This is a genomic window from Flavobacterium aquidurense, assembly GCF_002217195.1.
In the GTDB taxonomy this organism is placed as follows: domain Bacteria; phylum Bacteroidota; class Bacteroidia; order Flavobacteriales; family Flavobacteriaceae; genus Flavobacterium; species Flavobacterium frigidimaris.
The window spans coordinates 63,531-85,777 of record NZ_MUGR01000017.1 but is presented as its reverse complement, the minus strand read 5'-3'; the positions used below and the strand labels follow the sequence as shown (position 1 = coordinate 85,777).

Below are 22,247 nucleotides of genomic sequence, written 5' to 3'. Positions count from 1 at the left end.
CACAGCTCCAAAAAACTCAATATTTCAGATTTTAGATTGACAAATTACAAATTTTAAGTTCTTTTTAACAAATACACGCAAAATACAGGGGGTTAAATTTTAAAATTAACAAAAATTAAGCATTAGACCCTATTTTTTAAAGGGATGTCGATTGATTTTATACTTTTATAAAAAATTTAAAACTAAATAACTATGCGAAAAATTATTTTAAGTGTGATTCTTATCACTATTTTGGTACTAACCTTTATATCGAACTTTATCTTAACAGATAGCCCAATTCCGGCAGAAGCTGTAAAGTTTGATACAGGAGATACAGCTTGGATGATCGTAGCAACTGCATTTGTATTGCTTATGACACCGGGACTAGGATTTTTCTACGGAGGAATGGTAGGTAAGAAAAATGTTATCAGTACTATGCTACAAAGTTTTATGGCAATGGTAATTGTAACTATTTTATGGGTTGTTATTGCTTTTGGATTAGCATTTGGTCCTTCTATTGGAGGAATCATCGGAGATCCAACTTCTAACTTATTTTTTCAGGGTGTTGGTACTAATACTGCATGGAGTCTTGCCCCAACTATTCCGTTTATGTTATTCGCATTATTTCAGGCTAAATTCGCCATCATCACACCTGCATTAATCACTGGTGCATTTGCAGAACGTGTACGTTTCTGGGCTTATTTATTATTCATGGTTTTATTTATCTTACTTATATATGCTCCTTTGGCGCACATGACATGGCATCCTGATGGAGTTTTCTTTAAAATGGGAGTATTAGATTTCGCCGGAGGAACAGTAGTACACATGAGTGCTGGCTGGGCTGCATTGGCCGGAGCAATATTCTTAGGAAAAAGAAAAGTTCAAAAAGTAAATCCTGCCAGAATTACTTATGTATTATTAGGTACAGGTTTATTATGGTTTGGATGGTTTGGTTTCAACGCAGGTTCTGCACTTGGAGCAAACGGATTGGCCGTTCAGGCTTTAGGAACTACAACTGTTGCTGCTGCTGCTGCTGCAATGGCATGGGTTTTCCTTGACAAAATTATTGGACACAAATTATCTGCACTTGGTGCATGTATCGGAGCTGTGGTAGGCCTTGTTGCTATTACACCTGCCGCAGGCTTCGTTAGCATTCCGCACGCTATTTTTATAGGCGCGTTTTCCGCCATCGTAAGTAACCTTGTAGTAAGCAAGTTCCCTAAAGGAAAAATTGATGATGCGCTGGATGTTTTTGCCTGTCATGGTGTTGGCGGTATGGTAGGAATGTTATTAACTGGTGTTTTTGCTTCTAAAGCAATCAACCCGGCCGTTGGAGACAATCAAGGTTTGATTTTCGGAAGCCCTACTTTGTTCATCAACCAGTTAACTGCTTTGATCATCGTTTCGATCTTCGCTTTTGTAGGTTCTTATGTTTTATTCTTTGTGGTAAATAAAATCACACCTCTAAGAGTTACTGAAGAAAAAGAAGAATTAGGTCTGGATATCTCTCAACACGGAGAATTTTTATAAAAATAAACCAAAACCAAAAAAACAACCAAAACCAACCATAACTAAAAAAGCACTCTGAGTTTTACTTAGAGTGCTTTTTGCTTTGAAGTAATTTTAGAAAAAGAATAGAGTAAAGAAGAAAGAGCAAAGAAGAAAGATTATAGAAGGGAGATTTTTTTTCATTTCAATATGGTAACTAAATAAAAAAGCACTCTAAGGATATTATCCCGGAGTGCTTTTTACTTTTCTAAGATTATAGAATATCGAGAATAGAATATCGAGAATAGAAAATAGATTATGGATCTTAGATTGTAGATTTTAGAGGATAAAATCTAAATTTCTAATTGTGGATTTACAGTATAAAAAAAACACTCTAAGTTTTGTTACCCAGAGTGCTTTTTATTTTGAATTAATTCAACCTTTTCATTATAATTTTAGAATGTAGATTTTAGATTCTATTTTCTATTCTCTTTATTCTATTTTCTAAAACTTAGAAATTCCTTCTTTCAGCCAGTGCAAATATTCATCAGCACTAACATAACTGATAGTAGGTTTTGAACTGTTTAGATTGTTCCCTTCTAAATCTGTTATAATATACAAAGGCTGTGTGTTCGTCTTATATTTTGAAATCATAAAATCAGTCCATTTATCTCCAACTGTAATGATTTTATCTCCTGATGCAGTTACAAATTGTTTTTCTTTTGGCAGCTCACGTTTATCATCTACATAAAGAGAAATCAAAACAACATCATTTTTTAAAATAGGTAAAATTGAAGGTTCAGACCAAACATTGTTTTCCATTTTTCTGCAATTCACACAAGCATAACCTGTAAAATCAAGCATGATTGGTTTGTTGATTGATTTTGCATACGCCACTCCATCTTCGTAATCATGAAAAACCATAATACCATGCGGTCCCAATTCAGCTCCGTCAGGCAATCCTTTTACAGATTCGGCACTTCCTCCTGAATTAGCAGAACCTCCTACTCCAAACGGACTCTCGCTGTATTGTGGCGGAGGAGGAAAAGCACTGATTAACTTCAATGGTGCTCCCCAAAGTCCCGGAATTAAATATACTGTAAACACAAGTGTCAATAATCCTAAATACAATCTTCCAACAGAAATATGCTGTAACGGACTATCATGCGGCAATGAAATTTTCCCAAATAAATATAAGGTCAAAGCTCCGAAAATAGCAATCCAGATTGCGATGAAAACTTCTCTTTCCAGTAAATGCAATTGTAAAACCAAATCGGCATTTGATAAAAATTTAAATGCCAAAGCCAATTCTAAAAATCCTAAAACTACTTTAACAGTATTCAGCCATCCTCCGGATTTTGGTAAAGAATTCAACCAGCCCGGGAACATAGCAAACAACATAAAAGGCAATGCCAATGCTAATGAAAATCCTAACATTCCAACAACCGGAGCAATTCCGCCGTTTGAAGCCGCTTCAACCAATAAAGTTCCAACAATTGGTCCTGTACACGAGAATGATACTATTGCCAAAGCCAAAGCCATGAACAATATTCCAATTATTCCGCCTCTGTCTGCTTGTTGATCTACTTTATTTCCCCATGAATTTGGCAGCATAATTTCGAAAGCTCCCAAGAATGAAGTAGCAAAAATGATCAGTATCACGAAGAAAATCAAGTTGAACCAAACATCTGTAGACAACGCATTTAATGCATCTGCACCAAATATTTTAGTTACAATTAATCCTAAAATAACATAAATAGCAATAATAGAGAAACCGTAAATTATAGCATTACGAATACCTTTTGCCCTGCTTTTGCTTTGTTTCGTAAAGAAACTTACCGTCATTGGGATCATCGGAAAAACGCAAGGTGTTAACAACGCCGCGAATCCTGAAATAAAAGCAATAAAAAAGATCGACCATAAACTTCTTGCGGGAGCCGGTGCAGGAATATCTTCTTTAGCTGCAGTTTCAGCAACTGAAGCTTTTGCGGTTTCCGTTTTAGCCGGTTCAATAGTTGGCTTTACTGTATCAACAGCCAAACCTTCCACTTTAGTTTCATCTTTCTTTACTTCTGCTACACTGGCAACCGCATCCATCTTAAATGTTGACGGAATTGCAATTGTGAATTTTTTATTCGAATTGATACAAACTTCTTTACAAACCTGAAAATCAAATTCTACATCAACCGTTTTTAAGTTTGGATTGATAATCGTAATTTCCTGCTCAATATGTGCTTTGCCTTCAAAGAAAGTTTCATTGACACCAAAAACATCATTAAAAGCAGTTCTTGTTTTTCCTTCTTTAGCTTTTCCTACTAAAGTATAATTTCCTTTTTGGTTTTTAAATGTAATTTCTAACGCAAGCGGTCCGCCATCAGGTGTAAATTGCGAATACATATGCCAGTCTTTTTCAATCGTTCCGTCAAAAATTAAAACAGCATTATTGCCTGATTTCTTTTCAATTTTTGAAGTCCATTTTACAGGCTCCAGGATTTGAGCATTACCTTTTGCAAAAGCAAACAAAAAAAACAGAAAAAACACAATGGTTTTATTCCAGCTATTTTTTGATATTATTGCTTGTTGATGTTGATTAAAGTTCATGATTCTAATTCTATTTTAAGTATTCGATTTGTGGTATTTTCAATTCTAAAACGATCGTCCTGTCTGATTCCGATAACCCATACAATCTGATTATCAGAGCACAAAATCCACATTTTTTCTTTTTCGATCAGAGATAATTTTTCATCTTTAAAAAGTTTACTTACTTTTTTAGACTTCCCCTCCATCCCAAAAGGATAAAAAACATCCCCCTCTTTCCATTTACGTAAAACCAGGGGAAACTGGATTTTTTCAGCGTCGACAAATATAGCTTTATTTGAATCTATTGTTATGTGACTAACGTTACAAAGCTTCAATTTTAAGGGAAAATTAACTTCTGTATCGTTTGCATTAATTTCAAATTCTTCCTTTTCTGACATTTCAGAAATGGGGCTTAAAATCAAAATATTTCTATTTTTTAATAAGCGAAATTCAGATGAAAGCACTTGTTTTCCGGATTGTCCGTCAACCAGATCATAAATATCATTCCATGCCAAAAAGCCAAATTCATTCAGCCATTGGTACAAATACGATTTATAATTGGGTAATTTTTTAAGTTGGTTCAAGTCGAAATGAATGTCATCACCTTCTTCTTTCGCCACTTGCTGGTAAATCATAATCGAAGCATCTTCGACCATTGCCTGAGATTCCTGCAAATACGATTGCGTTTTCTGAAAAGCATTCAGGAAATTTGGATTGATTTCTTTGAGCATCGGAACCAAATCGTGGCGAATCTTATTCCGAAGGTATTTATTAGATGCATTGCTGCTGTCTTCCCGCCATTCGATATGATTTTCTTCAGCATATTTAAGGATTTCGTCTCTTGAAAAAGGCAATAGCGGGCGAATAATCCGATCATTTTGTTCCGGAATTCCAATTAATCCTTCCAATCCCGTTCCGCGGGTCAGATTAATAATAAAGGTTTCCAGATTGTCATCGGCATGATGGGCGGTTAAGATATAATCGAAATTTTCAGTTTCTAAAAGCTCATAAAACCAACTGTAACGCAATTCACGTGCTGCAACTTGCGTCGACAATTTATAATCTTTAGCGAAAGCGTCGGTATCGAATTGTGTGGTGTAAATGGGAATATTATTCTGATCACAATAGTCCTGAATAAAACTCTGATCGCCAAAACTTTCTAATCCGCGAAGCTGAAAATTGCAATGCAAAACGGCAATTTCATAAGGCAATTGTTTTAACAGATGCAATAAAACCATACTGTCCAATCCTCCGCTAACAGCAAGAAATATTTTTTGATTTTCCAGAAATGGAAATCTTGAAACGATATGATTTTGAAATTTTGAAAACATTCGATAAATGTAAAAAATTAAATTCGATCTATTTTTAAATGAAATGTTAAGCGTTTGTTTTTTGCCACGAATTACACGAATTATTTTTTCACGCAGATTTCATTTTTTTGCCACAGATTAAAGGATTAAAATGATTTTTTTATATCAATTTCACGCAGATTTAAAAAGATTTAAGCAGATGAACGCAGATTTTATTCATCGTTAAATCAAAATTAAATCTGCCAAATCTGCGTGAAACAAAATCATTTTAATCCTTTAATCTGTGGCTACTATTTTTTTTCCACGAATTTCACTAATTAAACTATCTCAAGTTAAGAAAAAAAATTCGTGCCAATTCGTGAAATTCCTGGCCAACCTTTTTACCTTAAAACTTCATGCATCGCTTTCGCCTTCAACAAACATTCTTCGTATTCGTTTTCCGGAATTGATTGTGCTGTAATAGCACTTCCCACAGAAAACGAAACGTATTTATTGTCGTGATTGTATAGAATACTTCTGATAACGACATTAAAATCAAAATCGCCTTCCGGAGTAAAATATCCAATTGATCCGCTATACAAACCGCGTTTGGTTTCTTCGAGATTTTCGATAATATTCATCACCGAAATCTTTGGAGCTCCTGTCATACTTCCCATAGGAAAAGTAGTTTTCAAAACATCTATCGGTGAATATTGCGGATCTAATTTTGAAGTTATAGTCGAAATCATTTGATGCACCTGTAAAAACGAATAGATTTTACAAAGCTCTGTCACTTCGACTGAACCTTTTTGTGCTGTGTGCGACAAATCATTCCGAACCAAGTCTGTAATCATGATATTTTCGGCTCGTTCTTTCGAATCTGACTCCAGAAAATGTTTTGATTTTTCATCTTCAATTGCATCAGAAAATCGCTTTGACGTTCCTTTTATGGGTTGCGAAATCAACGTCTCTCCTACTCTTTTTATATAACGTTCGGGAGAAGCTGAAAGCAAAAATTGTTTGTTATTTTTAAAAAAAACAGAAAACGGAGCCTGCGAAATCGTATTTAGTTTTTGAAACTTCTCAAGTGGATTTATAACTGCATTTTCAGCATAAAATTCCATACAAAAATTTGCTTCGTACATATCACCTGCGTGAATGTGATGCAGCATTTTTGTTACTTTCTGAACATATAAATCTTTAGAGATACGTTGCTCAATCTTTAAAGGTTCCTGACTTTTAACTTCTAACTTTTCGCTTTTAACTATTTCCTCAAAATCATCTTCGACTTCATCATCGCAAAGAAATAAATATTTCATCTCAAGCTGATTTCCTTTCAATACAATTATTTTTTTGGGTTGAAAGAAAAACAAATCCGGAAAATCCAATCCGTCAAAATTACCTGATTTCAATTCTTCGACGTCGTTCTTTAGATCGTACGAAAGATAACCAAAAAGCCAGTCTTTAGTGGTTTGCTGATATTGTTTCAGATCGTCGAAAGCATTATGAAAATCGGTTTTTAAAGAAGTAAAAGCATCTACAGCCAAGACACAATCAAAACTGGAATATTCTTGCGGATACGAATTGCTATCCAGAAAAATGACCTCGCGAAATTGTTGCGACCAGCTTAAAAGTTGTTGTTTAAAGTGCTCTGGATTTGCAATATGTTTAGGAATGGAAACTCTCAAAAATAAATAAATTTTAGATCCCAAAATTACGACAAAAAAAATCCTTCGATAAAATAATACTCAAAAATTATTGACTGCCTCAAAGTCGTCCTTATTTTCCTAAATCCATATTTGTATTTCTTATTCATTTATGGCCTTTCACTTTGATAGACAACTGTGGTTTTATCTTTATAAAAATACATTAGAGAATAAGAAAAGTGTTAACAAAACAGTGATTTCATAAGAAAAAATTCATTATATTTGATATAGCATTGTATTAATCCTAAAATAGGATTGATTTGATTGTAAAATCTTCAATAAAGAAGCTTTAAAAAGCAAATACCATTTCAGTTGAGGATTCAGATTATATCATTTTTCCAAAATAATTATACTTTTTTAACTTATCTAAAAATCCTAAGTATTATGAAAATTGCTACTATTATTGTCCGCGTTTTAATTGGTCTTTTGTTGCTTTTTGCTTCTATCAGTTATTTTTTTCATCTAACTCCTGAACCGGAAACAACAGGGAATTTTAAAGCTTTCAATGTTGGTTTAATGGCCTCCACATATATAATGCCTTTAGCAAAATCTATCGAATTACTTTGCGGAATTGCATTTGTAACCGGCCGTTATGTAACATTGGCTAATATTTTGATCTTACCAATTACGGTAAATATCCTGTTTATCAATTATTTTCTGGCTCCTGAAGGTTTGCCAATTGCGGTATTACTATTCCTTGCCAACTTATTTTTGATTTACAGATATTGGGATAATTATAAAAGTGTTTTTACGAGATAATTTACTTTTAAAAATAAAAAACCCGATGCTTTTCTGAGCATCGGGTTTCTTATTTTTAAAAGATTCAACATTTATACTCTTTATTAATTTATCGTATTACATCATATAAACCCGTCGGGTTTGACATATAGGAGAATTTACTTATCACTAATTTGCTTTATCGTGTTTTACCCAAACCAGGTCAGAAATTTCAAATCCAATTTCTCTGGCTTTAATAAGAAAATCTGCTTTGATACTTTCCGGAATTGTGGTTTCTCTAGAAAGGATCCACATGTATTTTAAATTTTCACCAACAACAAGTGCATATTTGTAGTTATCTTCGACTGCAACTACATTATATCCGGCATAAAACGGACCAAAAAATGACACTTTCAGCATTCCGACATCATCGGTTTTAACAAATTTAGCTTTACCAATACTTTGCTCCCATTTTTCTTTTTTAACGTCGTAGCCTTTATTATCGACTTTGATCGTTCCGTTATCATTTAGAGAATATTCGGCGGTGACATTGTTTAGTCCTTTTTCATATTTAAAATCAAGTCTGGCAATTTCGTACCATTTTCCTAAATACTTCGATTTGTCAAAATTAGTGACTGCTTTTGCGTTTTTTGGAATTGTCGTACCGCAAGAATAAAGTGCAATGGCTATTCCGGCTCCAAGTAAAACGGGAGCGATATATCTATTTTTCATAACATTATCTTTTTAGACTTATAAAGATAACCTGAAATTAAAATATTAATTTACAGAATTACAATTGCTTTTTACATTTTTACAAACCTGCAAATAAGCTTATTACAAAAGAAAACCGCTACTTCCGAAGCTTCGGAAATAGCGGTTTTTTAAAATTATGATGCAACGTAAATTATACGTGTAATGCTCTATTATCTGTAGCGGCCAATGCAGCTTCTTTTACCGCTTCAGCAAAAGTTGGATGTGCATGGCTCATTCTTGAAATATCTTCAGCAGAAGCTTTGAATTCCATTGCTGTAACTGCCTCAGCTATTAAATCAGCTGTACGCGCTCCAATCATGTGAACTCCTAAAACTTCATCTGTTTTAGCATCAGCAATGATTTTTACAAATCCGTCAAGATCTCCACTAGCTCTTGCACGACCTAATGCTTTGAAAGGAAAACTTCCTACTTTATATTCTGTTCCTGAAGCTTTTACCTGCTCTTCAGTCTGTCCAACTGCAGCAACTTCCGGCCAGGTATACACTACACCAGGAATTAAGTTATAATCGATATGTGGTTTTTGACCTGCTAAGATTTCAGCAACCATAGTTCCTTCTTCTTCTGCTTTATGTGCCAGCATTGCTCCACGAACAACATCACCAATTGCATAAATATTAGGAACATTCGTTTGTAAATGATCGTTTACTTCAACTTGTCCTCTGTCTGAGATTTTTACTCCTGCTTTGTCAGCGTTTAGTCCGTCTGTGTACGGACGACGACCAACAGAAACTAATGAATAATCTCCTTCAAGAGTGATTGTTTCTCCTTTTGCATTTTCAGCCTGAACCACAACAGCATCGCCGTTTCTTTCAACTGATTTTACTTTGTGAGAAACGTAGAATTTCATTCCTTGTTTTTTCAATACTTTAGTCAATTCTTTAGACAAAGAACTATCCATTCCAGGAATGATTCTGTCCATGAATTCTACTACAGAAACCTGAGCTCCTAAACGAAGGTAAACTTGTCCAAGCTCGATTCCGATAACTCCACCACCAATAATTACCAAGTGTTTTGGAACTTCTTTTAAAGCCAAAGCTTCTGTAGAAGTGATGATTCTTTCTTTGTCAATTTTGATGAAAGGCAAAGAAGATGGTTTTGAACCTGTAGCAATTACAGCATATTTAGTTTCGATAGTTTCTGATGTTCCGTCAGCTTTTGCAACAGCAATGTGCGTTGCATCTACGAAAGAACCTAAACCATTAAAAACAGTGATTTTATTTTTATCCATTAAGTAGTTGATTCCACCTACGGTTTGATCTACAACTGCTTGTTTGCGCGCGATCATTTTCTCTAAATTGATTTTTACATCTCCTGAAACTTCAATTCCGTGATCTGCGAAATGTGCAATTTCTGCGTAATGATGAGAAGAAGATAATAATGCTTTTGAAGGAATACAACCTACGTTAAGGCAAGTTCCGCCTAAAGAGTTATACTTTTCTACAATTGCCGTTTTGAAACCTAATTGTGCGCAACGAATTGCTGATACATATCCTCCAGGACCTGAACCTATAATGACTACGTCAAATGAACTCATAGTTTGTCTATTTTATTTTTAGCGATACAAAATTAAGGAATAAAGTTTTGTTTAAAGTTTAAATCTCAATGTTTTTTGTGTGAAATTTTGGTAGACGATTTTACCGCAAAGTTCGCAAAGATTTTACGCAAGGTTCGCTAAGTTTTTTATTTATAAAGCTGAAATTTGCTCGCAAAGTAGCAGAGTCGCAAAGTTTTTTAAATATTTTGAGATACTCATTGAATAGCGTCCAGCTTTAGCTGGATGGAAATATTGTCAATCCGAAAGGGCTTTAGCCAAATCTATGTCGTTTGGCTAAAGCCTTTTCTAGTCGGATCTTATTCCTCCAGCTAAATCTGGAGGCAACTCAAAAAAACTTTGCGACTTCGCAACTTTGCCGAGATTCTTTTAAAATCTCAAAAACTAATCATGTGTTACACGCACTGCTGTGCGTCTCTACAGAAAACCTTTGTCCCTTTGTTGCTCTGAACCTTTGAACCTTCCTCAAAAAATCACTGTTGAATTCTTTACTTCGCTAATCATAAACATACTTTGTGTACTCCCGATATGTTGTAGCGAAGTGAGTTTAGTGACCAGAAATTCCCTGTATTCTTCCATGTCTTTTACCAATACTTTCAGGATATAATCATAATCGCCGCTTACGTGATGGCACTCTAAGACTTCGTTGAGTTTGATGACTTCACTTTCGAATTTGGTCAGGAATTCTTTGGTGTGCTGAATGAGTTTTAAGTGACAGAAAACCACAAATCCTTTGCCGATTTTGGTTTTATCTACTAATGCTACATAGTTTTTTATTATGCCTTCGCGTTCTAACTTTTTGATACGTTCGTAAACCGCAGTTACTGACAGATTCAATTTTAAGGACAATTCTTTGGTTGTTTTTTTACTGTCGGTTTGTAGTAAAACAAGGAGTTTTTTATCGGTAGCGTCTAAAGTCATTTTTTTTATATTTTAGAAAATGAAAGAAAATCTATTGATTTGGTTTTTCTAAAACAAATTTAGATTAATAATCTTTAATAAATCACTTATATAGTTTTAAAATCTAATTATCAAACTCATAGTTGATTAATTTTCTATTAAGACGTTACTTTGAATAGAATTTCTTTTGAAAAAGGGTTTCATAGCCCAGATTGAAGTGTAAAGCCCGGAGTAAAAAGGGCAAATGTTTCCTGGTCTAAAAAAGCGACCAACGGAAGCTCTTTTTAGAACATTAGAAACTTTGCCTTTTTTATGAGGACTTGAAACGGAAAGCTGGAAATAGCTCCTAATTAAAATCAAATTCCAAATTTTAAATTCCAATGAAAAATGGTTCAAAATTTAAAGTTTGATTAATAGGTTACAACAACTTGAAACTAAAAAAACAACAATAAAATGAAAGACTTTAATCCAGCAGATAAAATTCAGGATTTGCAATATTTTGGGGAATTTGGCGGTGTGAATCCTTCGATTTCTGATTCTTCGACCTATACATTTCTTTCGGCCAAAACGATGTTCGATACTTTCGAGGGAAATATGGAAGGCTGTTATTTGTATTCACGCCATTCGTCACCCAGTAATTTGTATCTCGACCAGGCTTTGGCAGCAATGGAAGGAACTGAAACAGCAAATGTTTCGGCTTCTGGAATGGGAGCGATTACGCCTACTCTACTGCAGTTGTGCGGTGCGGGCGATCACATTGTTTCGAGCAGGACGATTTATGGAGGAACTTATGCTTTTCTGAAAAACTTTACCCCGAGATTTGGGATTGAAACGAGCTTTGTTGACATTACAAAACTAGATATCGTAGAAGCTGCAATTACGCCAAATACTAAAGTTTTGTATTGTGAAACGGTAAGTAATCCGTTATTGGAAGTGGCTGATATTGCTGGTTTGGCAAAGATTGCTAAAAAACATAATTTGAAATTGGTGGTCGATAATACGTTTTCACCTTTGTCTGTCTCACCTGCAAAACTTGGTGCTGATATCGTGATTCACAGTTTGACAAAATACATCAATGGAAGCAGCGATACTGTTGGCGGTGTGACTTGCGCTTCGAAAGATTTTATCAATTCATTAAAAAATGTAAACTCGGGCGCAAGTATGCTTTTGGGACCAACAATGGACAGTCTGCGATCAGCTTCTGTAATGAAAAACCTTCGTACGTTGCATATCCGTATCAAACAACACAGCCATAATGCTCATGTTCTGGCAGATAAATTCGAAAAAGACGGACTTAAAACAGTTTATCCGGGACTGAAAAGTCACCCAAGTCATGAATTGTACAAAACGATGATTAATCCGGAATACGGTTTTGGCGGTATGCTAACGATTGACGTTGGAACTTTGGCGAAAGCAAATGAATTAATGGAATTGATGCAAGCCAGAAATCTGGGATATTTGGCAGTAAGTTTAGGATTTTACAAAACGTTGTTCAGTGCTCCGGGAACTTCAACTTCGAGTGAAATTCCGTTAGAAGAACAGCATGAAATGGGCTTAACGGATGGTTTGATTCGTTTTTCGATTGGATTGGATAACGATATTGAGCGTACTTATGAAATGATGAAAGCTTGCATGGTGGAGCTTGGTATTTTGTAAAGTTATTTCGCAAAGATGCACTAAGTTTTTTTATTTTGAAAGAAACGAAGATCACAAATTTTAGTCTACGGATTTTACTGATTTAAACTGGTTTACACTGATTTTATATCCACTTTTTTTCACCACGAATTCACGAATTATTACTTGAAAAATTCGTGAATTCGTGGCGATTTCACACATTGAATTTACAACAAAAAAATCCGTTCTGAGATATTTCAGAACGGATTTAATTTTATTTTGGCTCGTAATGCCTAAAGGATTTCCAGTACTTATCCTTATAAATTTCGTAACCTATTTCAAATGTTTTATTGTGTTTTTTTATTAATGTGTCTAAAACTTTCGGAGGTTTTCTGAAATCTTTACAGGCAAAAAAGATCTCCCGTTTGTTGTTGGCAGTTTCGCGTCCAACATTTAAGTAGCCATCTGCATCCTGCAAACTTAGCATTATCTCATCTTCAATTTCATCTAATCGTTTATAGGTTTCACTATCCGGCAAACCGCTTTCATCTCTTTTTTGATATGGAATTCCAACTATCAGAATCCAGGGATGGGATGCTTTTTTATCCCATTGCAAAAGAGTTGTATTGATTACAGCCAAGATAATTCCGCCCTCTTTTGTTTTCCCTTCAAAACTTGCGTAACCGTCGTTTTCGGTATTATGCCTGATACCTTCATATTTTTCTACAAATTCTTTTTCTCTCCAAATCAAATAATCTTTTAATTTTTCGATTGGAATTAGTTCTTCAGAAACTTCATTGTGTCCAATTACATTCATATTATCAATCAGCGTAACGGAGTGCAATTCGCTCAGATAATTATCCAGAAAGATGTAAACGCCATTCGCTATTATTGCTTTTTTATCTTCTGTAAAATGATCGTAAACAATTGTCAGATCAATTTCGTCCGGATAACCTTTATGGATGTTAGGATAAAATTTTAAGTTTTCTTTTTTAAATTCAAAATTCTCGTAAGTAATAGCAACATCTTTGATATCTGATGCCGGTTTAAGAGCTGTAAATTTCCAACCGTCAATTTTTGGAGCATTATTTACCAACTCTTCAATTGCGTAAATATTTCTAATCGCTCCATCCGGCGTTAAAATTAACTCGACAGTCTGATCATCAAACATACCACTCAGGAAGTAAATCCCGTTGTGTATTTCATCTAACTTTGGAGCAAGCTTATCAAAGAAAGCTGTACTTATATTTTTACGGCTTTGAACAATGTTGAAAAACCCCTTTTCATGTTTTAGAAACCAATTCCAAAAATCATTGGCCGAATCTATTGGGGTATCTTTTTTACCCAGGATATTTTTAAGGAAACCCATTCGTTTAAAAAATTAAAAATTACAATGATCAAACTTAAGAAAACCTTTTAAAAAAACATAAGAATATATTGATAAAAAAAGCCGTTCTGAAATTATTCTCAGAACGGCTTTCCCTATATATAACTTATAGCAGTTTACACTTCAATGGCATTCAGCTTACTATTTTTTCTACTGTAAGTAAAATAAATAATCAGTCCGAGTAATAACCAGATCGTAAAGTAAATCCAGTTCCAGACGCTTAATTCTGCCATCATATAAAGGCAACAGATAAGACCTAATAAAGGAATTAAAGAAAGGTTTTTTCTGAAAGCCCAAACTGCTAATCCAACTAAAACTACTAAAAATATCCACATTGGAATTTTGTGCTTGAATAAACTGAAACCTGATTCGTATTTTAGAGAATCGCTGATTGGTAATCCTTTTACAACCTCTGCATATTTTGCTTCGTCGTCCTGATATTGACTCAACAAATGCTCTAGATCTGCTGTTTCAGCAGTTTTATTATGAAGATCAATACTTTCTAAATAATTGAAAACTTTTGTTGATTCTTCTTTATTTAATGAAGTGATAATTGTCGTTGCATCATAGGTCTGCTCTTCATTATTAATAAAAGCCATTGTCGCTTTATTATTAAAGGCAAAAGCATAATACAGTCCTGCAATCATAAGAACCGGCAGAATATATTTTGAATTTACATAAGGCGTTTTGAATTTTCCTCTCGGGATATCTGTTTTGTCCTGCAAAACCAAAACTCCGGCACAAACCAGTACAAAAGCAAATAAAGTTCCGATACTGCATAAATCCGTTACCATGGTCAGATTCAGAAACAAAGCCGGAACTGCTACCACAAAACCTGTCACGATTGTTGCAAATGAAGGCGTTTTGAATTTTGGGTGCACGGTAGAAAATTTCTTTGGCAATAAGCCATCACGGCTCATACTCATCCAGATACGCGGCTGTCCCATCTGAAAAACCAGTAAAACACTCGCCATCGCTACTACAGCACTTACAGCTATAATTCCGGACATCCATTTCAGGTTTAATTTATCGAAAACAAATGCCAGAGGATCTCCAACATTTAATTCGTTATAATTTACCATTCCGGTTAAAACCAAGGCAATGGCAATATATAAAATAGTACAAATGATAATTGCCCACATCATTCCGCGTGGTAAATCACGTTGCGGATTTTTACATTCTTCGGCAGTTGTCGAAATTGCATCGAAACCAATATAAGCAAAGAAAACAGCCGAAACTCCTTTTAAAACTCCGCTAACCCCATTTGGCGCAAAAGGATCCCAATTGGATGTATCTACATAAAATACACCCACTGCAATTACCAGCAGCACCACACAAAGTTTTACAACAACCATTAAATTACTGGCATTACGGGACTCTTTCATCCCTCTGTAAACCAATGCTGTAATTAAAATAATAATGAATAATGCCGGTAAATCAGCCACAAAATGAAAAGAACCAATTGTTGGCGCTGTTGTCCAGGCCGTATAAGCTTCCTGTAAACTTCTGCCTAAATTTTCGTATGATTTTCCGCCCTGCATTAAAGCCGTGGCATCGTTAAATCCGTTTGAAGCCGTTAGATAATCCATCTGGATCCATTGCGGTAAGTGAATTCCGCCACTCTGGAGCAGTCCCGTAAAATAATCACTCCACGATATGGCGACCGTTATATTTCCTACAGCATATTCCATAATTAAAGCCCAGCCAATTATCCAGGCAATTATTTCTCCAAACGCCACATAAGAGTATGTATAAGCACTTCCTGAAACCGGAACCATCGAGGCAAATTCTGCGTACGCAAAGGCTGCAAAACTACAGGCAAGGGCTGTAAACAAGAACAAGAAAATTACTGCTGGTCCTCCGTCTGCACTGGCTTTTCCGATGGTACTAAAAATACCTGCACCCACAATTGCAGCAATTCCAAACGCAGTTAAATCTCTTGTCGTTAAATGCTTTCCTAATGCATTATGACCATCTGCGTCGTTTTTTGCAACTTGTTTCAGAATATCTTGTACCGTTTTTTTACGGAATAAACCTGATAATGCCATATATGATTTTGCTTTTAAAATTAATTTAAATCGGTGTTTGAGGTTTTATTTTGCAAATAATGCAAAAAATATCCTGATTTCAAATATATAAAACCATTTTGTTTTATCAGTGAATTATTTTTGCCACGAAGGCGCTAAGTCACAAAGTTTTTTTTTGCCCGCGGGTTTTAACTGGTAAAACGGATTAACGCGGGTTTCTTTTTAGTCTTTGTCAAAAAAAATCTGCTAAATCTGCCAAATCTGCGAGAGAAAAAATTTAGCCACAGATTAAAATGATTAGCACAGATTATTTTAATATGAATTTCACGCAGATTTAAAATGATTTAGGCAGATGTGCGCAGATTTTATTTATAAGTAAATTAAATCTGCTTTAATATGCAGAATCTGCGTGAAGCAAAATCATTTTTAATCCTGTAATCTTTGGCAAAACTTTTCCATACAGATTTATAAACAAAAAAATCCGCGCTCCTCCGCGTTTTCACGAAGTGAATCCGTGTCATCCGCGTGCCATCTCTCAACGCAGACAGTTTCTCAAAATACTCACAGGATGCTGTGCTTCTCTGCTGGTTCCGTCATAAATTTGATGGCGGCAGCTGGTTCCTGCGGCAGCGATTTTGACGTTTTCAGCGGTGGCACGCACTTTTGGGAATAAAGTATCTTCTCCCATTTGCATACTCACCTGATAATGTTCTTTTTCGTAACCAAACGATCCTGCCATTCCGCAACAGCCGGAATTGTAAATCGTAACCGTATTGTTCGTTGGTAAATTCAGCATCGCGAAAGTCGCCTCAACAGAGCTCAATGATTTCTGATGACAATGTCCGTGAATCTTGATTTCTTTCTTTTCTTCAGAGAATGAATCCGGTTTTATTTTTCCGTCGATGATTTCTTTTTTAAAGAATTCTTCGATTGTAAAGGCACTTTGAGCTACTTTTTCAGCCGCTTCTTTATCATCTGCCAAACGCAAATATTCGTCTCTAAAAGTTAAAATTGCCGATGGCTCAATACCGATTAAAGGCGCTTTTGCAGAAATTAAATCCTTGAAGATATTTACATTGATATTTGCAATCTTTTTAGCTTCTTCCAAAAATCCTTTAGACAAATACGTTCTTCCGCTTTCTTCGTGATCGACAACCAGAACTTCGTAACCTAATTTTGTCAATAATTCGAAAGCATCAATTCCGATATTTACATCGTAATAATTCGTGAATTCGTCATTAAACAAATAAACCTGACCGTTTGGAAAATCGTTGCGTTGCGGCTTCCGGTTTTCGTACCATTTTTTGAAAGTCTTTTTCGCCAAAAGCGGCACTTGTCTTTCCGGCGCAATCCCCATACTTTTTTTAACAAGCGATTGATTCGAAATAAAGTTGGTAATCGACGGAAACTTACTTCCCATTTTATTCAGTTTTGCATTGTGGGCAAAAATCTTGTTTCGGGTCGAGAATCCGTTTGCTTTTTGGTATTGGTATAAAAATTCTGCTTTTAGAGTCGCAACGTCCACATTACTCGGACATTCGCTGGCGCAGGCTTTACAGCTCACACACAACTCAAAAACTTCGTAAAGTTCTTTCTGGTCGAATTTGTTTTCTTTCTCAGAATAGGTCAGATATTCACGTAACGCATTCGCTCTCGCACGCGTTGTTTCTTTTTCATTTTTGGTCGCACGATAACTCGGGCACATTGCTCCACCTGCCGATGGTAATTTTCTACAATCTCCGGAACCGTTGCATTTTTCAGCAGCACGCAAAATCCCTAAACTGTCCGAGAAATCCTGAAACGTTTTAATATCCGGTTCTGCTCTGCCTGAAATTACACGATGGTTTTCGTCCATTTTCAAGGCATTGACAATCTTCCCAATATTCAAAACCGAATTAGGGTCAAACGCCAGTTTAATACGTTTCAGCAATTCATAATTCGTTTCGCCAATCATAAACGGAATAAACTCTCCGCGCACAATTCCGTCGCCGTGTTCACCGCTTAGCGAACCTCTGTATTTCTTCACCAAAATCGCTACATCGGTCGCGATGGTTCTAAAGAGTTTTAAGTCAGATGTTTTCTTCAAATTCAAAACCGGGCGCAAATGCAGTTCCCCTGCTCCGGCATGTGCGTAATAAATCGCACCTTGTCCGTGACGTAACATCATGGCCGAAAACTCGGCAATATAAGCCGGTAAATCGCTCAATTCAACCGCTGTATCTTCTATAGAATCGGCTGCTTTGTCATCGCCCACAATACTGCCCAAAAGTCCAAGACCGGCTTTTCTAAGTTCGTTTACTTTATCAATATCGGCACCGTAAATTTTTACGAGTGCATAGCCAAAGTTATTTTTTTCTAAATCGGCCACCAAAGCATTCGCCTGATTCTCGGCATCTTCCGGATCGTGCGAAGCCACTTCAAACATCATAATCGCTTTGGGTTCGCCTACCAGAAAGAACCTGTTTTTAATGTGTTCGCGGCTCGTTTTGGTACAATCTAAAATCGTGTCGTCGATCATTTCTGCTGTATACAAATGATGTTTCATCGCCACCACAACAGATTCCAGCGATTCCTGAATGCTATGATAATGCGCCACTACCATAATATTATTTGCTGGCGGCAAATCGTCAACCTTTAAAGTAATTTCTGTTGTAAAAGCCAGCGTTCCTTCGCTTCCGCAAAGCAATTTTCCTACGTTAATTGTTGGTTCAGTTCCGCCAAACAAATCCGATTTTAATAAAATATCAACCGCATAACCTGTATTTCTTCTGTGAATTTCCGGTTTAGGAAACTCTTTTATGATTTCGTCCTGCGTTGCTTTTACCGAAAGTTCGTCGTAAAGGCTTTTGTATATTTTATTTTCTAAGGTATCACCTTTGGTCTTCTCAATAAATTCCGCCGAAGTCAGTTCTTTAAAAACTACCTGCGATCCATCGCTCAAAAGTCCTTTGATTTCGACAATTTTATCGCGCGTTACACCATAGCGAATCGAAGTAGTCCCTGAGGAATTATTTCCTACCATTCCGCCAATCATACAACGGTTTGTCGTAGATGTATTAGGTCCGAAAAAAACACCATGAGGTTTCAGGAATAAATTCAGTTCATCGCGAATTACACCGGGCTGAACCGTAACTGTTTTTTTTATGGCGTCGAAATTCAGGATTTTAGTAAAGTTCTTCGAAACATCTACCACAATTCCGTCACCAACCGTTTGTCCGGCAAGAGAAGTTCCGGCTGTTCTTGGTGTAATCGAAATCTTTTGTTGCGCCGCAAACCGGATCACTTTACTAATATCTTCTATAGTTTTAGGCACAGCAACCGCTTTTGGTCTGATTCGATACACCGAAGCATCGGTTGAGTAAAGCGTTTTATGAAGATCATCGTATAAAAGTGTTCCTTCTAATGACGTTGCTAATTGTTCTAACTCTTTATTTATTGACATTTGATCGCTGAATTTATGGCTTTTCTTTTCAGTTACAAAAATAGTTATTTTTTAAGGTTCTGAGGTGCAAAGAGACAAAGCTTCTGCCGTTTTTCTGCGATTGTTTTATGAAGTTTGGAATTTAGAAAAATTGGGATTTAACCCAAATTGTCACTCTAAGCGAAGTCGAAGGCTTCTGAAAACTGAATTCCAGCACATAAAAATTGGAATTTGAGAATTTTTTATTGAAATTTTAATTAGAAGCTATTCCTGCTATCCGTTTCAATCTTTTGCTTTTTAAAGAAAAAAGCAAAAGGATTTCCACTTCTATCAGGGCTATTATTAATTTATATTTTTTTGTAAAACATAAGGCGCTTCAAGAATAACTCTGTACGACATAAAAACGCATCCAAAAGAAGTTCCTTCTATTCCCTCAATAATTAACCAGCTCAGAATTCCTTTATTAATAAGCTGATATAGTTCGTATTCAATAAATTCAGGACTATAATTTAATTTTTGATAGTCAGAATGGGTTCTAATAAATTCCGAAAATTTCCATTGTGAAAACTCAATTTCATTTCCTCCAATATCATAAGCATAAATAACTTCATCTTTTTCAGCTGTACAACCGCTTCCATGAAACCAATATTTAATTCCGTCAATCGATCCAACCCTTTCAAAAAAAGTACGCGAAAATGAACATGGATTTATGTTTTGTTTGTATTTATCCTTTAGTAAAACTTCAAAGCTCCTAATAAACTTGACGTAATCTGTTAAGATTTGTTCTATCATAATTATTCCAAAATTAAATTGAAAATATGGGATTCACAACTCTGTCAAATTTTGAATAAAACATTTATGAGATATATTATTTTTCTTACTTTTAAATTGTTTTTTACTACATTTGCTATTCTTAAAACTTCACATTGAGAATTAAATAAATTTCGCCCTTGTGGTATGATGCTGTATTGTGATTAACAATAATGCACTTAAACGCATAAAAAACATCTTATCTACATCGGTTTATATTCAATAAAAATGTCAAGTTATGAGTAGAAACAACCTTTCCAAAGAAGCCGAACTCCGGCTAATGTCTTTTTTCAACAACACTATCGCGCCAGATCAAATGACAAAAGCGCTAAGGCAGGTAAATTTTATCGTTGCTTTGGGAATTCTGCGGGAAGACGAAACGCTTCAGCAGGAAATAATCAAATTAGAAAATAGCTTTTATTGGCTCAATGAATTAGCTGAGATTCTAAATCCTTATTTGGATGCGGAATAATTTCTAATTATCACTTTTTACCAAAAACCTTGATCTTGACAGATCGAGGTTTTACTCCTATGATCAATCCTCTTCTATAAAATCGAATTCCCTATTTTTTCTATTTCTGAAATAATGTATCAGAAATACAACAAAACCCGAAAAGAGATTCAGCAAAATCATAAATAAAAAGAACTGAAAACCGAACAGATTCTTGCCTATAATCAGGTCTAATTTGGTCGATATTATCTGCTGATGATTGTAGAATTGCCAATTCTCATGATTACTGTATTCATTATAATTACTATTGATTACTTTTAGGAACCACGCGCATAGTATAAAAAGAAATACCGAAACGTATACAGATACTTTCTCGTTGATATAATAAATAATAGCCGAAAATATTCCGTTTGTAACAGCAGCAATAAGTAGTACCGGCACAAAAAACATGGCAAACAAAGCAGGAGAACTAAAAAAAGCGAATATGGCAATGATCAGAATGACACTACTGGAAATTGTAAATTGAATACCAAAATGTTTCATTCTTTTTTAGCTGTGACTTTATAGTGTTTCCCTGAAAATAAAAATTCAAATATATCATTCTTTATTAAAATTCAGGTGATATTTATAATGTCACAATATAAAAAACACATTCCGCTTAAAACAAACGGGCACCGGCATCTGCAAAATTTTTGATTCGGGGACTCGCAGGACTCAACTCTGTTACTATAGCATCTATTCTGTCAAGGCCACAAACTTTATGGGGCATTTTGCCGTTGATCTTATCTGAAGTTGCCAGAACAATGACTTTGTCTGAGGCATTGATCATTTCTTTTTTTATTATCGAAACTTCATACCCCATTTCTGTAAGTCCCTGATTGACGTCTAAACTACTTACTCCTATAAAACAAACATCAGCTTTGATTTTTGACAAAACCTGAACCACATCGATACCAACGGTTACCATTGCATTTTTTTGCAGTTTTCCGCCTATAAAAATCAACTCTATATTAGGATGTTGTGACAATTGCATCGCGATAGGCAAACTATACGTATATATAGTAGCCGAAAAGTCGATTGGAATAAGTTTACAAAAGGATAAATTAGTGGTACCTCCGGTCATAATAATTACTTGCCCTTCGCGTAAAAACGACAACGCTTTTTGGCCCACTATTATTTTTTTATCCTCATTAACAATATTAATATCAAATATATTACGAGACTTATCCTTTACCAGAAAGGCTCCTCCGTATACTTTCTCAATAAGGCCTTTGTTGTGCAATTCATTAAAATCCCTGCGAATCGTATCCTCAGAGATCTCTAATTCCAGAGCGAGATCGATCGTATTTACTTTATCGGCATCTTTAAATTTATCCATGATAAACTGATGCCTTTCTTTTTTCAACATTTTCTTTTTTTAAACAAATATAAAATATAATGCATTATTATGCACGTTTTAAATGAACTAATTTAAAAAATAAGAGTTTTATTATGAAAATTTTTTGATTTAAAACGATACAAGTGCATTATTATGCATTTTTAAAGTTTTTAT

16 protein-coding genes are annotated in these 22,247 nt (G+C 35.2%); 4 read left to right on the top strand and 12 right to left on the bottom strand.

Annotated features, from left to right (window positions below):
• Window positions 1-192 precede the first annotated feature (192 nt).
• The gene (locus B0A67_RS09480; protein ID WP_072964512.1) at window positions 193-1,509 is read left to right on the top strand and encodes an ammonium transporter; all 1,317 of its coding nucleotides are present in this window, start codon (window positions 193-195) and stop codon (window positions 1,507-1,509) included.
• 462 nt (window positions 1,510-1,971) lie between these two features.
• Here the strand turns inward: B0A67_RS09480 and B0A67_RS09475 are convergent, their stop codons facing one another.
• The 3 genes from B0A67_RS09475 to B0A67_RS09465 form a co-directional block, all read right to left on the bottom strand.
• On the bottom strand, window positions 1,972-4,068 hold the full coding sequence (locus tag B0A67_RS09475) for a protein-disulfide reductase DsbD family protein (protein ID WP_072964513.1): 2,097 nt from the start codon (window positions 4,066-4,068) through the stop codon (window positions 1,972-1,974).
• Window positions 4,065-5,378: a tRNA lysidine(34) synthetase TilS gene (tilS, locus tag B0A67_RS09470; protein WP_072964514.1), complete on the bottom strand. Its 1,314-nt coding sequence runs from the start codon at window positions 5,376-5,378 to the stop codon at window positions 4,065-4,067. The genes B0A67_RS09475 and tilS overlap by 4 nt, the downstream gene beginning before the upstream one ends.
• A 359-nt stretch (window positions 5,379-5,737) precedes the next feature.
• Window positions 5,738-7,024 carry an anthranilate synthase component I family protein gene (locus tag B0A67_RS09465; protein WP_072964580.1) on the bottom strand — a complete coding sequence of 429 codons (1,287 nt, stop codon included), beginning with the start codon at window positions 7,022-7,024 and terminating at the stop codon, window positions 5,738-5,740.
• A 402-nt stretch (window positions 7,025-7,426) separates the two neighbouring features.
• Here B0A67_RS09465 and B0A67_RS09460 point away from each other — a divergent pair, with 402 nt between their 5' ends.
• Window positions 7,427-7,801 (top strand): DoxX family membrane protein, encoded by a 375-nt coding sequence (locus B0A67_RS09460; protein ID WP_072964515.1) that lies wholly within the window; start codon window positions 7,427-7,429, stop codon window positions 7,799-7,801.
• Between the two features lie 147 nt (window positions 7,802-7,948).
• Here the strand turns inward: B0A67_RS09460 and B0A67_RS09455 are convergent, their stop codons facing one another.
• From B0A67_RS09455 to B0A67_RS09445, 3 genes are all read right to left on the bottom strand, one after another.
• On the bottom strand, window positions 7,949-8,491 hold the full coding sequence (locus B0A67_RS09455; RefSeq protein WP_072964516.1) for a lipocalin family protein: 543 nt from the start codon (window positions 8,489-8,491) through the stop codon (window positions 7,949-7,951).
• Window positions 8,492-8,663: 172 nt separating this feature from the next.
• Window positions 8,664-10,067, bottom strand: coding sequence for a dihydrolipoyl dehydrogenase (gene lpdA, locus B0A67_RS09450; RefSeq protein ID WP_072964517.1), 1,404 nt, complete (start codon window positions 10,065-10,067; stop codon window positions 8,664-8,666).
• Window positions 10,068-10,550: 483 nt separating this feature from the next.
• Complete coding sequence (locus B0A67_RS09445; RefSeq protein ID WP_072964518.1) at window positions 10,551-11,006, bottom strand: Lrp/AsnC family transcriptional regulator; 456 nt, start codon at window positions 11,004-11,006, stop codon at window positions 10,551-10,553.
• 432 nt (window positions 11,007-11,438) lie between these two features.
• Between B0A67_RS09445 and B0A67_RS09440 the strand changes: the two genes are divergently transcribed.
• Entirely contained in the window at window positions 11,439-12,641 is a 1,203-nt protein-coding gene (locus B0A67_RS09440) for an aminotransferase class I/II-fold pyridoxal phosphate-dependent enzyme (RefSeq protein WP_072964519.1), read from the top strand.
• Between the two features lie 232 nt (window positions 12,642-12,873).
• On the opposite strand, the gene B0A67_RS09435 is transcribed toward B0A67_RS09440, so the two are convergent.
• The 4 genes from B0A67_RS09435 to B0A67_RS09420 all read right to left on the bottom strand — a co-directional run bounded on the left by B0A67_RS09435 (window position 12,874) and on the right by B0A67_RS09420 (window position 20,226).
• On the bottom strand, window positions 12,874-13,968 hold the full coding sequence (locus B0A67_RS09435; protein WP_072964520.1) for a DUF695 domain-containing protein: 1,095 nt from the start codon (window positions 13,966-13,968) through the stop codon (window positions 12,874-12,876).
• 134 nt (window positions 13,969-14,102) lie between these two features.
• Window positions 14,103-16,034, bottom strand: coding sequence for an amino acid permease (locus tag B0A67_RS09430; RefSeq protein WP_072964521.1), 1,932 nt, complete (start codon window positions 16,032-16,034; stop codon window positions 14,103-14,105).
• A gap of 514 nt (window positions 16,035-16,548) precedes the next feature.
• Complete coding sequence (locus B0A67_RS09425) at window positions 16,549-19,455, bottom strand: FAD-binding and (Fe-S)-binding domain-containing protein (protein ID WP_072964522.1); 2,907 nt, start codon at window positions 19,453-19,455, stop codon at window positions 16,549-16,551.
• A gap of 321 nt (window positions 19,456-19,776) precedes the next feature.
• Window positions 19,777-20,226: a DUF6896 domain-containing protein gene (locus B0A67_RS09420; protein WP_072964523.1), complete on the bottom strand. Its 450-nt coding sequence runs from the start codon at window positions 20,224-20,226 to the stop codon at window positions 19,777-19,779.
• Between the two features lie 256 nt (window positions 20,227-20,482).
• Here B0A67_RS09420 and B0A67_RS09415 point away from each other — a divergent pair, with 256 nt between their 5' ends.
• Window positions 20,483-20,716, top strand: a complete 234-nt coding sequence (locus B0A67_RS09415; RefSeq protein WP_072964524.1) for a hypothetical protein — start codon at window positions 20,483-20,485, stop codon at window positions 20,714-20,716.
• Window positions 20,717-20,779: 63 nt separating this feature from the next.
• Here B0A67_RS09415 and B0A67_RS09410 read toward each other — a convergent pair whose 3' ends face one another.
• Together B0A67_RS09410 and B0A67_RS09405 are read right to left on the bottom strand one after the other, a co-directional pair.
• Complete coding sequence (locus B0A67_RS09410) at window positions 20,780-21,238, bottom strand: hypothetical protein (protein WP_072964525.1); 459 nt, start codon at window positions 21,236-21,238, stop codon at window positions 20,780-20,782.
• A 115-nt stretch (window positions 21,239-21,353) separates the two neighbouring features.
• A complete protein-coding gene (locus tag B0A67_RS09405) occupies window positions 21,354-22,103 on the bottom strand; it encodes a DeoR/GlpR family DNA-binding transcription regulator (protein ID WP_072964526.1) in 750 nt (249 codons plus the stop codon).
• Between the last annotated feature and the right edge of the window lie 144 nt (window positions 22,104-22,247).